A 13449-nucleotide genomic window follows, 5' to 3' on the forward strand; every position below is an offset into this window, starting at 1 on the left:
TCCGTCCCCTCTTTTCGTGTCGGTCAGGAAATACTRTCGACGATCTCGTTGAAGGTCGCGGACGGGCGCATGACGGCCTCGACGAGCTGCGCGTCGGGGCGGTAGTAGCCGCCGATGTCGACCGGCGAGCCCTGCACGGCGAGGAGCTCGGCGACGATCTCCTGCTCGCGCGCGGCGAGCGTCTCGGCGATCGGCGTGAACACAGCCGCGAGCTCCGGATCGGCGTCCTGCGTGGCCAGCTCCTGCACCCAGTACAGGGCGAGGTAGAAGTGGCTGCCGCGGTTGTCGATCGTTCCGAGCGCGCGCCCCGGCGACTTGTCGTTCTCGAGGAACGAGCCGGTCGCAGCATCCAGCGTGTCGGCCAGCACCTGCGCCTTGACGTTGCCGGTGAAGGTCGCGAGGTGCTCAAGCGAGGCGGCGAGCGCGAAGAACTCGCCGAGCGAGTCCCAGCGCAGGTAGTTCTCCTCGAGCAGCTGCTGCACGTGCTTGGGCGCCGACCCGCCTGCGCCGGTCTCGAACAGTCCGCCGCCGGCGAGCAGCGGAACGATCGAGAGCATCTTGGCGCTCGTGCCGACCTCGAGGATCGGGAAGAGGTCGGTGAGGTAGTCGCGCAGCACGTTGCCGGTCACCGAGATGGTCTCGAGGCCCTCGCGGATGCGGTCCAGCGAGTACTGGGTGGCGGCGGCGGGCGCGAGGATCTCGATGGTGAGGCCCTCGGTGTCGTGCTCCGCGAGGTAGGTCTTCACCTTGGCGATCAGCGCGGCGTCGTGCGAACGGGTCTCGTCGAGCCAGAACACGGCGGGCGAGCCGGTCGCGCGGGCACGGGTGACCGCGAGCTTCACCCAGTCGCGGATCGCGACATCCTTCGTCTGCGTGGCGCGCCAGATGTCGCCGGGTGCGACGGCGGACTCGAGGAGCACCTCGCCCGCCTGGTTCAGCACCTGCACGGTGCCGGCCGACGCGATCTCGAAGGTCTTGTCGTGGCTGCCGTACTCCTCGGCGGCCTGCGCCATGAGGCCGACGTTCGGGACGGTGCCGATCGTGGCCGGATCCAGCGGACCGTGCGCGATCACGTCGTCGATGGTGGTCTGGTAGACGCTCGCGTACGAGGAGTCCGGGATGACGGCGAGCGTGTCGTCCTCGCCGCCGTCGACGCCCCACAGCTTGCCGCCATTGCGGATCAGCGCCGGCATCGAGGCATCGACGATGACGTCCGAGGGGACGTGCAGGTTCGTGATGCCCTTGTCGGAGTTCGTGTACGAGAGCCGAGGGCCGCGGGCGAGGTCGGCGGTGATCGCGGCCGCGATCTCGGCGCCGCCGTCGACCGACGGCAGGCCCGCGAGGATCGCGCCGAGTCCGTCGTTCGCGGTGAGCCCGGCCTCGGCGATCTTGTCGCCGTACGTGTCGAACACGTCGGCGAAGAACGCCTTCACGACGTGGCCGAAGATGATCGGGTCGCTGACCTTCATCATGGTCGCCTTGAGGTGCACCGAGTACAGCACGTCGTCGGCCTTGGCCTCGGCGAGCGTGTCGGCGAGGAAGGCGTCGAGCGCGGCGGCCGAGAGGAACGTGGCATCGAGGATCTCGCCGGGCAGCACCTTGAGACCGCTCTTCAGCGCGGTGACGGCGCCGTCGGCGGCGACGTGCTGGATCGTGAGGACGTCGTCGGCGGAGATGACGACGGACTGCTCGTTGGACTTGAAGTCGTCGTGACCCATGGTCGCGACACGCGTCTTCGACCCGGCGGCGAAGGCCTTGTTGCGGTGCGGGTGCTTCTTCGCGTAGTTCTTCACCGACAGCGGCGCACGCCGGTCGCTGTTGCCCTCGCGCAGCACCGGGTTCACGGCGGAGCCCTTGATGCGGTCGTAGCGGGCGCGGACGTCCTTCTCTTCGAGCGTCTGCGCGTCGTCCGGGTAGTCCGGGATGTCGAAGCCCTGCGCCTGCAGCTCGGCGATGGCCGCCTTCAGCTGCGGGATCGAGGCCGAGATGTTCGGCAGCTTGATGATGTTCGCCTCGGGGAGCGTGGCGAGGCCCCCGAGCTCGGCGAGCGCGTCGCCCACCTGCTGCTCGGGAGTCAGGTTCTGCGGGAATGCCGCGAGCACACGACCCGCGAGCGAGATGTCGCGGGTTTCGACATCCACCCCCGCCGTGCGCGTCACTGCCTTCACGATCGGCAGGAACGAGGCTGTCGCCAGAGCCGGCGCCTCATCGGTGTGGGTATAGAAAATGGTCGAGTCGGTCACCGGCGCTGCTTTCGTTTCGGGTCGTCATGCCAGACTATCGCACCGCGAAAGTATCTTGATGTCGAGATACTTCGGCATGTGAAATCCACGTTAATGCTGATACTCGAGCGTGCCGGATATCGGGTTTGGCCACTAGCCTGGCCCTATGGGTGACCTCCGGCTCGTAGAACTGTCCGCCGCCACGATCGTGGCGGTCAACAACATGTCGCTCAAACCAGGTCAGGAGCAGTTCCTCGCCCCGATCTCCTATGCCGTCGCCGGCACCGTCGCCAATCCCGCCACGGCGTGGCAGCGCGTCGTGCTCGACGGCGACGACGTCGTGGGATTCGTGAGCGCGAACTTCGATCTCGAGGCGACGCAGGACTACTTCCGTTCGGTGCTGTGGCGCATCAACGTCGACGCCGATGATCAGGGCCGCGGTGTCGGCCGCTTCGCCGTCGCGAAGCTCATCGAAGAAGCGCGCGACCGCGGCATGAGCCACGTGAACGTCATCTACGAGGCGGGTTCGGGCGGGCCGGAGGCCTTCTTCGAGCGCGTCGGCTTCACAGCGGTCGGTGAGACCGAATACGGTGAGGTCATCGCGGAGATCCGGATCTAGCCGCCGCCCGTTCACCCGGGCGCCGGCATTCAGACCGGCGGCGGGGCCTCGAATTCCCCTCCCCCATCGAGACCCCGTCGCCTTTCTCCGCGACGGTGATCGTTGTCGTGCAGGCGGCTGGCCCCGACGCCCCGATGCTCGCGCGGTCGAAACCGCCACGCGCGCCCGAAAGTCATGACCGCGAGTGGCGGTTTCGGCAGCGCGAACGACGACGAAGCGGATGCCGCGGCCGGCACTCGTGGCCGGGCCGCGGCATCCGCTCTCAGACGATCAGACGAGCGACTCCCGCCACGCCGAATGCAGCTGCGCGAACTTGCCGGTGCCGCTGATGAGGGTCTCGGGAGTGTCGTCCTCGATGATGCGGCCATGCTCCATCACGAGCACCCGGTCGGCGATCGCCACGGTGGAGAGCCGGTGGGCGATGATGATCGCGGTGCGGTCGGCGAGCAGGGTCTGCAGCGCGTCCTGGATGAGCCGCTCGCTCGGGATGTCGAGCGACGCCGTCGCCTCGTCGAGGATCAGCACCGCCGGATCGGCGAGGAACGCCCGCGCGAACGAGATCAGCTGACGCTGCCCCGCTGAGACGCGGCCGCCGCGCTTGTTGACGTCAGTGCCGTAGCCGTCCGGGAGCTCCTGGATGAAGGCATCCGCTCCCACCGCCCGTGCGGCGGCCCTGATCTCGTCGAGCGTCGCATCCGGCTTGCCGAGCGCGATGTTGTCGGCGACCGTGCCGCTGAAGAGGTACGCCTCCTGGGTGACCATGACGATCGCCCGACGCAGATCCTTCGGATGCAGCGACCGCAGGTCGACGCCGTCGAGCGTCACCTGGCCCCTGGTGGGGTCGTAGAAGCGCGAGACGAGCTTGGCGAGCGTCGACTTGCCGGCGCCGGTCGTCCCCACGAGTGCGATGGTCTGACCCGCCGGGATGTCGAGGCGGAAGTCGGGCAGGATGATCCGGTCCTCGCTGTACCCGAAGGTGACGTCCTCGAACCGCAGCGCGCCGCGCGCCTTCCACAGGTCGATCGGGCGGGTGGGATCGGGGACGGTGGGCTCTTCCTCGAGCACGCCCGACACCTTCTCGAGCGCCGCGGTCGCGGACTGGTAGGAGTTCAGGAAGAACGCCACCTCCTGCAGCGGCGAGAAGAAGTTGCGGACGTACAGCACCGCGGCGAGCAGAACGCCGACCTCGAGCGAGCCTTCGGCGACGCGGATGCCTCCCCACAGCACGACGAGCGCTGTCGAGAACGCCGCCACCGCGATGAGGCCGGGCTCGAACGTGCCGAACAGGCGGATCGAGCGGAGGTTGACCTCACGGTACTGGCTGGACAGCTCGCCGAACTCCTCGTCGTTGCGCGACTCCTTGCGGAACGCCTTGACGGCGCGGATGCCCGTCATCGTCTCGACGAAGTGCACGATGACCTTCGCGCTGACGGTGCGCGACTCGCGGTAGGCGAGCTGCGAGCGCGTGTAGAACCAGCGCATGAGCAGCCACAGCGGCAGCGCCATGACGACGAGCACCATGCCGCTCTGCCAGTCCAGGAGCATGAGCGCGATGAGCGTGAACCCCCCGTAGAGGATGCCCGACACGAGTTCGTTGAGTCCGCCGTCGAGCAGCTCGCGGATCGAGTCGAGGTCGCTCGTCTGGCGCGAGATGATGCGGCCGGACGTGTACGACTCGTGGAACTCGAGGCTGAGCCGCTGGGTGTGCAGGAAGATCCGCTTGCGCAGGTCGAGCATGACGGCCTGCGTGAGGCGGGCGGCCACGACGACGTACCAGCCGATGAGGGCTGCCCCACCGAGCGCCGAGATCAGGTAGACGCCGACGACCATGGCGGCCGGCATCCAATCCGCTTCTTCGACCGCAGCCGGAAGCGCCGTGTCGATGCCATACGCGATCAGCGCGGGGCCGAGAACCCGCAGCGCGGTCGAAACGACGAGCACCGACAGGGCCAGCACGAGCTGCCACTTCTGCGGGCTCAGGAGCGACCCGAGCAGGCGCAGCGATCGCGCGCGGATCTGCTTGCTCTCAACCTTGGTGTAGTCGGAGCGGTCTTCGCCCGTGGTGCCGGACACTGTTGCCGTGGTCACAGGGTCACCTCCCTTTCCCGCTCGCGCAGATCAGGTTGTTCGCCGTCGACAGACTCACCGGCCGCACGGGCGGCGATCTCGAGGCTGGAGATGACGTAGCGGTAGTGCTCGCTCGTGCGCAGCAGATCGGAGTGGGTGCCGACGGCGGTCACGCGACCGGCCTCGAGCAGCGCCACCCGGTCGGCGAGGGCCACCGTCGAAGGACGGTGCGCGACGATAAGCGCGGTCGTGTCGGCGAGCACCCGGCGCAGCGCCTCTTCGACGAGGGCCTCGGTGTCGACGTCGAGCGCCGACAGCGGGTCGTCGAGCACGAGCACGGCGGGCTTGGCCGCCACGGCGCGAGCGAGCGCGAGGCGCTGTCGCTGGCCACCCGACAGCGAGAGCCCCTCTTCGCCGATCACGGTGTCGACGCCGTCCGGCAGGTCGTCCACGAAACCGGCCTGGGCGACGTCCAGCGCTTCGCGCAGCACGGCCTCGGCCTCGGCGCTGCCGGGTTCGAGATCGCGCCCCAGCAGGACGTTGTCACGGACGGATGCCGAGAACAGCGTGGCGTCCTCGAAGGCCATCGACACGTGCGAACGCAGCTCGCCGAGCGTCAGGTCGCGCACATCGACCCCGTCGAGGGTGACGCGCCCGGCGGTGACGTCGTACAGGCGCGTCGGCAGCGTGGTGAGGGTGGTCTTGCCCGACCCCGTGAGTCCGACCAGGGCCATCGTCTCGCCGGGTTGCAGGACGAGGTCGATGCCGTTGAGCAGATCGCGCTGCGAAGCCGGGGCATCCGGGTAGCGGAAGTGCACACCCTCGAAGGTGAGCGCGCCGTGCGGCTCCGCGATCGTGACCGGGGTCTCCGCATCGATGATCGTGTTCTGCTCGTCGAAGACCTCGAAGATGCGGTCGGTCGCCGTGCGCGCATCGAGCAGGAACGAGTACAGGAACCCGATCGACTCCATCGGCCAGCGCAGGACAGTCGCCATCGCGAAGAACGCGAACAGCTCCGACACGGTGAGCTGACCGAGCACGTTCAGCACGATGCCCGCCGCCAGGCAGAGCGCGAACGCGACGTCCGGAAGCACCACGAGCCAGAACCAGACGAGCCCGACCGCGCGAGCCTTGCCCAGCTCGGTCTCACGCAGTGTCTCGGCCTGCTGGGTGAACTTCATCAGGGCGTGCTTGCCCCGGCCGAACGCCTTCAGCACACGGATGCCGTGGACGCTCTCTTCGACGGAGGTGGCGAGGTCGCCCGCCTGGTCCTGGCTCTGGCGCGCCAGCGCGCCGTAGCGCTTCTCGAACCGGTAGCCCACGTACCAGATCGGCAGCGAGCAGGCCAGGAAGATCGTCCCGAGCAGCCAGTGCCACCGGAACAGCAGCACCGAGCCCACGCCGATCGTGATGATGTTGACGACGAGGAGGATGACGCCGAAGGCGAGCCACCGGCGGATGAGGCTGATGTCCTGCATCATCCGCGACAGCAGCTGCCCGGACTGCCACCGGTCGTGGAACGAGACCGGCAGCCGCTGCAGGCGCTGGTAGAAGGTCGTGCGCAGCTCGTACTCGACACGGGTAGCCGGCGTCAGCACGAACCAGCGGCGGGCCCAGACGAGGCCGGCCTCCGCGAGCCCGAGCGCCAGGATGATGCCCGCGCCGAGCAGGATCTGGGCCAGGTCGCCCGACGCGACCGGACCGCCGACGACGACCTCCAGCACGAGCGGGATCGACAGCGCGACGAGCGCCGCACCGAGGGCGCTCACGGCGCCCATGGTCAGGCGCGGCAGCACCGGTTTGGCGAACGGCAGCAGCCGCGCCAGCGCGCGGAGGGTGGAAAGACGAGGGGGCGAGGGGGTGGGAGTCATGATCCTTGCAGGGGGTGACGGATGCCGCGGCTTCGCGGCGGAAAACTGGTGGGGCGTGCGAATGGCACAGGTGGCCGGCGGACCGGTCTGTCGGAGGAAACGCTCGCGGAGCCCGGGCTATGCCGGATCCGCGACGGCGCTCAGGAGAGCAGACCCCCGGCGAGGTGCGCCGTCGTGGGGGCGAAGTCGACCGGCTTGATGGCGATGATTGCCTGGTACATGGCTTCCTCCTCGGATCGACGGGTTGCGGCGCGGACGCGCGACAGCCCTCCAGAATAGACCTGGGAGCCAGCTGTATGCAAGCCGAAAAATCTCCGCGTTCGGCAGGGGTCGCGGTCAGGCGGCCGCTTCGCGCGCGAGCAGCGCGCGCTTGACGTCGAGGCCCCAAGCGAAGCCGCCGAGCGTCCCGTCAGAGCGCAGCACGCGGTGGCAAGGGACGAACAGCGCCGGCGCATTGCGGGCGCAGATGGATGCCGCGGCGCGCACCGCGCTCGGCTGCCCGAGCGCCTCGGCGAAACCGGCATAGCTGAGCGGGGCGCCGGGCACGATGCGTCGGAGTGCGGCCCAGCCGCGCTGCTGCAGCGCGGTGCCGTCCTGCGCGACGGCCACGGCGTCGATCGCCGAGACGTCGCCCGCGTAGTAGGCGCGCACCGCGGCAGCGGCATCCGTCTCCCCCTCGACGACCGTCTCGGGGCGCAGGCGCGGGTGGATGCGCAGTCGCGCGGCCTCGGCGTCGGCGGTCCAGCCGGAGGCGAGCACGCGGCCGCGGTCGTCGGCGATGATCGTGAAGGCCCCGTCCGGGGTGTCGATGGTCTGGATCCTGGCGGTCATGCTGTCTGCTCCTGGGTCTCGTCTCGGCGCGGCGTACCGATCTCAGGATGGTGCGCTGCTGCGGATGGCCGATGGGCCGGATTTACGCGGTTCCTCGGCTCGCGCGTCGCCGCCGAGCCTGAGTTGGGTACGCCGCGGGGCGGCACCGCCCGCCAGAGGTGCGCGGTGAGGTACGACCGCCACGGCCCGGTGCGCGCGGCCCACTCCGTCAGCCCCACCGGATCGGACGGGATTCCGATGGCCGCGGCGCCGGCGCGCACGGCGACGTCGCCCGGCAGGAACACGTCGGGATCGCCGAGCACGCGCATGCGCACGTAGTCGGCGGTCCAGGGGCCGATCCCGGGCATGGCCAGCAGCGCCTGGCGCTGCTCGGCGCGGTCGTCGCCCGGCGTCAGCGTCAGGGTGCCGTCGGCGAGCGCGGCCGCTGCCCCGACGACGGCCCGGATGCGCGCGGCCGGCCCGCGCAGCACCTCCCCGCCGTGCTCGGCGATGGCCGTCATCGTGGGGAAGAGCCGGCTGGTGCCGTCGACACCGGCGGTCTGCTCGCCCAGCGCCTCGGTGAGCGCCGTGAGGGCGGTGCGCGCGGCGGCCACCGTGATCTGCTGGCCGATCATCGCGCGGATCAGCATCTCGTGTGGATCGGCGGCGCCGGGCACGCGGATCCCCGGCAGGTGCGCGACGCGCCCGGAGAGCTCCGGATGCCGCGCCAGCGCCTCGTCGACGGCCACCGGATCGGCATCCAGGTCGAAGAGCCGCCGTGCCCGGGCCACCGTCGTGGGCAGGTCGCTGAGCGCGGCGAGCCGTGCCCGCAGGCGCACCCGGCCGATCTCGTCGATGCGCAGCTCGAACCACGCCGGACCGCCAGGAAGTCGCAGGGTCCGGGCGAACGAGGTCGGCGTCGCAACCTCCACCCCCGGAATCTCCCTGGCCGCCATCCACGCGAACAGTCCGTCGGCATCGAGCGGTCCGCGGTGCGGCAGCACGAGGTCGATCGCCCCGGCCGGCGCTTCGGCGGGCCGGCCCGTCGCCGTGCGCCGGGCGCGCAGCTCGAGTGGAGGCATCCCGAACACCTCCCGCACGGTGTCGTTGAACTGCCGCACGCTCGCGAAGCCGGCGGAGAACGCGACATCGGACGCCGGCAGGTCGGTGCCGACGAGCAGCATGCGGGCGGTGTGGGCGCGGTGCGCACGGCTGAGGGCGAGCGGCCCTGCGCCGAGTTCGGCGGTCAGCAGCCGGGTGAGGTGCCGAGGCGAGTAGCCGAGGCGCCGGGCGAGACCGGGGACACCCTCGCGCTCGACCACCCCATCGGCGATCAGGCGCATCGCGCGGGCGGTCGTGTCGCCGCGGAGGTTCCACTCCGGCGACCCGGGCGCCGCCTCGGGAAGACAGCGCTTGCACGCCCGATACCCGGCCTCGTGCGCGGCGGCGCTCGTCGCGTAGAAGGTGACGTTCACCGGCTTCGGCGTGCGTGCGGGGCAGCTCGGCCGGCAGTAGATCCCGGTGGAGCGCACGGCCGTGACGAACTGCCCGTCGAAGCGCACATCGCGCGATTCGATGACGCGGTAGCGCTCATCGAAGGTCATGCCTGCGGGGGGTGCGGTCGTGCTCATGCCCCTAGCCTGACACGCGCCAGGAGGTCTGGCTCGCGGAAATCGGACACGGCGGTGCGGCGATCCCGCGACCCCCGCACGGCACCCGGGCTCAGTGGAAGAAGTGCCGCTCGCCCGTGAAGAACATCGTGACCCCGGCATCCCGCGCCGCCTCGATGACCTCGTCGTCGCGCACCGAACCACCGGGCTGCACGATCGTCGAGATGCCGGCGTCGATCAGCACCTGGGGCCCGTCCGCGAACGGGAAGAAGGCATCGGATGCCGCGACCGAGCCGGCCGCGCGCGCCCCGGCGCGCTCGACCGCGAGCCGGCACGAATCCACGCGGTTGACCTGGCCCATGCCGATGCCCACCGTCGCCGAGCCCTTGGCCAGCACGATCGCGTTCGACTTGACGGCGCGGCAGGCCTTCCAGGCGAAGATCAGGTTGGTCATCTCATCGTCGGAGGGGCGCTCGCCGGACACGAGCTGCCAGTCCTTGGCGACGACCTCCAACTCATCGGGGAACCGGTCGGCGTCCTGCAGCAGCAGACCACCGGACAGGAGGCGGACGTCCATCGGCTCCTGGCGCCAGTCGGCGGGGAGCTGCAGCACGCGCAGGTTCTTCTTGAGCGCGAAGACCTCGAGGGCCTCCGGCTCGAAGTCGGTCGCGACGATGACCTCGGTGAAGATGTCGCGGAGGTTCTCGGCCATCTTCAGCGTGATGGTGCGGTTGGCGGCGATGACCCCGCCGAACGCCGAGACCGGATCGCACTCGTGCGCGCGCAGGTGGGCGCTGGCGATCGGGTCGAGGGCGTTCGGGGCCGCGACGGCGATCCCGCACGGGTTGGCGTGCTTGATGATCGCGACCGCGGGCTTGACCATGTCGAACGCGGCGCGGAGCGCGGCATCGGCGTCGACGTAGTTGTTGTACGACATCTCCTTGCCCTGCAGCTGCGTCGCCTGCGCGATCCCGTGCCCGCCGATGCGCGAGTAGATCGCGGCGCGCTGGTGCGAGTTCTCGCCGTAGCGCAGGGTGGAGAGGCGCTCCGCCTTGATCGTGAGGTGCTGCGGGAGGTCCTCGTCCTCGCTCAGCGTGCCCTCGGCGAACCAGGTGGCGACCGCCCGGTCGTATTGCGCCGTGTGCGTGAACGCACGCGCGGCCAGTTCGCGCCGCTGTGCGAGGGACGTTCCGCCTGAGCCGAGCGCCTCGATGATCGCCGGGTAGGACTCCGGCGCGACGACGATCGCGACGTTGGCGAAGTTCTTGGCCGAGGCGCGCACCATCGCCGGTCCGCCGATGTCGATCTGCTCCACCACATCGTCGCCGACGGCGCCCGAGGCGACAGTCTCGACGAACGGGTAGAGGTTGACCACGACGAGCTCGAACGGGTCGATGTGCAGCTCTTCGAGCTGGCGCTCGTGATCCTCGAGCCGGAGGTCGGCGAGCAGCCCGGCGTGCACCCCCGGGTGGAGCGTCTTCACGCGGCCGTCGAGCGACTCGGGGAAGCCTGTCACGGACGCGACATCCGTCACCGCGTAGCCGGCTTCGCGGATCTTCGACGCCGTCGAGCCCGTGGAGACGATCTCGACACCGGCGCCGGCGAGCGCCTCGGCGAGCCGCAGCAGGTCGGTCTTGTCGCTGACCGAGACCAGGGCCCGGCGGATGGGGACGACATCGCGGTCGCGGTACAGGGCGGGGTCGTGGGTCGGGCCGGCCATGGGGGGACTCCTCGGTTCGGGTCGGGGAAGATCAGACGGATGCCGCGGCGAGGTCGAGCTCGCCGGTCGCGATCCTGCGGACCACATCGATCAGCAGACGTCGTTCGACGGGCTTGATGCGCTCGTGCAGGGTGTGCTCGTCGTCGCCGGGCAGCACCGGGACGCGCTCCTGCGCGATCACCGGACCGGTGTCGACGCCGTCGTCGACGATGATGACGCTCGCGCCGGACTGCGCCGCGTCGGCGGCGATCGCGTCGCGGACCGCGTGGGCCCCGGGGAACTCGGGAAGGTAAGCCGGGTGGGTGTTGATGATGCGAGGCGCCCACGTCTCGACCACCGCGGAGGGCAGCAGGCGCATCAGTCCGCTCAGCACGACGAGGTCGGGCTGCCACACCTCGAGCTGGGCGACGAGCTCAGCGCCCCACTCCTCGCGCGTGTCGAATTCACGCCACGGGACCAGGAACGAGGGGATGCCGTAGTCCTCCGCGTGCGCGAACCCCTCGGCCTCGCGATCGGCGCCGACGACCACGATGCGCGCCGGGAAGTCGGGGTCCGCTGCAGCGTCCAGCAGGGCCCGGAGATTCGACCCGGCGCCGGAGATGAGGACGGCGACCGTGAGCACAGGTCCAGTCTACTGACGGGTGTCCGGGCTCTGCGGCGGCCGACAGTGTCGCCGGATCAGGTGATTCGGCGACTACAGGCTGGAATCGTCCGGATCGTCCTGATGTCGCGACTTCTCCTGATCCGGCGACGCTGCCCGCGGTGGGAGCGGAATCGGCGCCGTGTCCGCGTCGGGATCGGCGACCGGCGGCGCCGGCGCAGCCGCAGGCTCGGCGGGCGCGGGGGCGGGCACCGGAGCGGGCGCGGGCTCGACCGGAGCCGGCTGCTCCACTGACCGGGCCGCAGCCCAGCGCGCCAGCGCGGCAGCCGCCCCGAGCTCGGGCGTGGGGGCGTGCTCGGGAAGCGGTTCGGCGACCTCGGGAAGCGGCTCGGGCGTCGAGTCGGCCGGCGCTTCGGCCGACAGCCCCTCGCTGCCGTGCTCGCGACGACGACCGGAGAGGAGCAGGATGCTCGCGCCGAGCGCCACTTCGAGTCCGACGGCGAGGGCGACCGGACCGGGCTGGGGGCCGACCGCGGCGAGGCGGCCAGGGCCGAGTGCCCCTGAGGCGAAGGCGGCGAACAGAGCGGATGCCCCGGCGGCGAGCACCGCGATGGCTACCGTGAGGGCGAGCCGGGGCAGGAACGGCTCGACGGCCCCGGCCGCCGGCGCGGGCGGTGCGGACTCCGGAGGCGGCTCGGGTGAGTCGATCCGCGCCGTCGAACCAGCGCCGCCGGGTGTCAGCAGCCCGACCAGCGCCGTCCGCCGATCCTCGTCCAGCGCCCCGGTCTCGACCGGCAAGGCCATCGGACCGACCGGGAACAGCGCCGGCGCGGGCGGGGCGGGGCGTGGGGCGGGGGGTCGCACCGTGGCGGCGAACCGGGAACGGGCGATCCACCCGGCGAGGGCGCCGACGCCGATCGGCAGCAGTGCCAGCAGCAGGAGCCAGGTCGTCGTGGACTCCGGGACCGCCCCGAGCACCGGCACGCCGGGCAGCACGCCCACCTGGGTGCCGGCGGGCGAGACCGCGGTGCCCGCTCCCAGCGCGAACCCCGGTCCCGCGACGAAGGAGAGCCCCCACACCACGAAGGTCGGCAGGTACGCGAACTGGGTGACGGTAACGACGATCGCGCCGAGCAGGTCGAAGTTGCCGGCCTGGTAGAGCGCCACGATCTGGCCGGCTCCGATCAGCACTGCGACACCCAGTGCGAGGGCGCCGAGGCCGATCAGCCCGGCGATGGCCGCCGCCGCGGCGCGCACGGTGATCCCCGGCACAGGTGCCCATCCGCCGGGCAGCGCCTCGGAGCGGTCGCGCAGCCGGGCGATCAGGCCCCGTCCCGCGTCGCGCCATTCGGTCACGACGGCGCCTAGCAGTGCGGGCACCGCGAACAGCAGGGCGGGAAACAGCACCGCCTGCCAGAGCTGCGCCTCGGCCACCGCCGTGTGCGAGGTCAGCGCGACCAGCGTTCCCAGGGCGGTGAAGGCCACGCTGCCGGTCACCACACCGGTGATCCAGGCATCCGCACTCGACGCCCGCGCGCCGGAGCGCGCCGCGAAGATCGCGGTGAAGGTGGCGAAGGCGAGCGGCGCGAGTGAGACGGGGAACGAGCCCGCCGAAGGGTCGATGCCGGTCGCGGCGAGATACTCCCCGGGCAGGGTGACGTGCATCGGCACCAGATGCCCGAACTGCCAGATCTTCGCCCCGGTCGGCCACAGCGCACCCCAGTCGGCCCCGTCGCCGAGTCCGAACACCCACAGCAGGGTGAGCGGCGCGAGGGTCGCCGCAAGACCCGCGGCGGCCGCGATGGCGGCGTCGAACGCGGCGAGTAGGGCGACGGTCAGTCGGTGCATGCCTCATCGACCCTACCCAGGGGCATCGCGGGCTCTTCGCGGGCGCGCCCGCAGGCCCCGGCTGAGGGATTCCTGGGAGTC

9 protein-coding genes are annotated in these 13449 nt (G+C 70.9%); 1 reads left to right on the plus strand and 8 read right to left on the minus strand.

The annotated features are described in order from the left end of the window. Positions 1–23: 23 nt before the first annotated feature. A complete protein-coding gene (locus tag ACXJ3V_RS09560; RefSeq protein ID WP_457100060.1) occupies positions 24–2243 on the minus strand; it encodes an NADP-dependent isocitrate dehydrogenase in 2220 nt (739 codons plus the stop codon). 145 nt (positions 2244–2388) lie between these two features. Here ACXJ3V_RS09560 and ACXJ3V_RS09565 point away from each other — a divergent pair, with 145 nt between their 5' ends. Further along, positions 2389–2841, plus strand: coding sequence for an N-acetyltransferase family protein (locus ACXJ3V_RS09565; protein ID WP_457100061.1), 453 nt, complete (start codon positions 2389–2391; stop codon positions 2839–2841). Positions 2842–3111: 270 nt separating this feature from the next. On the opposite strand, the gene ACXJ3V_RS09570 is transcribed toward ACXJ3V_RS09565, so the two are convergent. The 7 genes from ACXJ3V_RS09570 to ACXJ3V_RS09600 all read right to left on the minus strand — a co-directional run bounded on the left by ACXJ3V_RS09570 (position 3112) and on the right by ACXJ3V_RS09600 (position 13368). Beyond that, a complete protein-coding gene (locus ACXJ3V_RS09570; RefSeq protein ID WP_457100062.1) occupies positions 3112–4929 on the minus strand; it encodes an ABC transporter ATP-binding protein in 1818 nt (605 codons plus the stop codon). After that, positions 4926–6779 carry an ABC transporter ATP-binding protein gene (locus ACXJ3V_RS09575; protein ID WP_457100063.1) on the minus strand — a complete coding sequence of 618 codons (1854 nt, stop codon included), beginning with the start codon at positions 6777–6779 and terminating at the stop codon, positions 4926–4928. Before ACXJ3V_RS09575 ends, ACXJ3V_RS09570 begins: the two co-directional genes overlap by 4 nt. Before the next feature lie 336 nt (positions 6780–7115). Next, positions 7116–7610, minus strand: a complete 495-nt coding sequence (locus ACXJ3V_RS09580) for a methylated-DNA--[protein]-cysteine S-methyltransferase (RefSeq protein ID WP_457100064.1) — start codon at positions 7608–7610, stop codon at positions 7116–7118. After that, a complete protein-coding gene (locus ACXJ3V_RS09585) occupies positions 7607–9220 on the minus strand; it encodes a DNA-3-methyladenine glycosylase 2 family protein (protein WP_457100065.1) in 1614 nt (537 codons plus the stop codon). Before ACXJ3V_RS09585 ends, ACXJ3V_RS09580 begins: the two co-directional genes overlap by 4 nt. 91 nt (positions 9221–9311) lie before the next feature. Then, a complete protein-coding gene (gene purH, locus ACXJ3V_RS09590) occupies positions 9312–10919 on the minus strand; it encodes a bifunctional phosphoribosylaminoimidazolecarboxamide formyltransferase/IMP cyclohydrolase (protein ID WP_457100066.1) in 1608 nt (535 codons plus the stop codon). Between the two features lie 31 nt (positions 10920–10950). Next, positions 10951–11541: a phosphoribosylglycinamide formyltransferase gene (gene purN, locus ACXJ3V_RS09595; protein WP_457100067.1), complete on the minus strand. Its 591-nt coding sequence runs from the start codon at positions 11539–11541 to the stop codon at positions 10951–10953. Positions 11542–11613: 72 nt separating this feature from the next. After that, a complete protein-coding gene (locus ACXJ3V_RS09600; protein WP_457100068.1) occupies positions 11614–13368 on the minus strand; it encodes a cell division protein PerM in 1755 nt (584 codons plus the stop codon). Between the last annotated feature and the right edge of the window lie 81 nt (positions 13369–13449).

The organism is Microbacterium sp. P5_E9, assembly GCF_054049175.1.

Bases quoted from the DNA above. Each gene is read 5' to 3' on its own strand.
- ACXJ3V_RS09600 (WP_457100068.1), bottom strand. From the start codon at position 13,368: ATGCACCGACTGACCGTCGCCCTACTCGCCGCGTTCGACGCCGCCATC.
- ACXJ3V_RS09575 (WP_457100063.1), bottom strand. From the start codon at position 6,779: ATGACTCCCACCCCCTCGCCCCCTCGTCTTTCCACCCTCCGCGCGCTG.
- ACXJ3V_RS09585 (WP_457100065.1), bottom strand. From the start codon at position 9,220: ATGAGCACGACCGCACCCCCCGCAGGCATGACCTTCGATGAGCGCTAC.
- ACXJ3V_RS09565 (WP_457100061.1), top strand. From the start codon at position 2,389: ATGGGTGACCTCCGGCTCGTAGAACTGTCCGCCGCCACGATCGTGGCG.
- ACXJ3V_RS09580 (WP_457100064.1), bottom strand. From the start codon at position 7,610: ATGACCGCCAGGATCCAGACCATCGACACCCCGGACGGGGCCTTCACG.
- purH (WP_457100066.1), bottom strand. From the start codon at position 10,919: ATGGCCGGCCCGACCCACGACCCCGCCCTGTACCGCGACCGCGATGTC.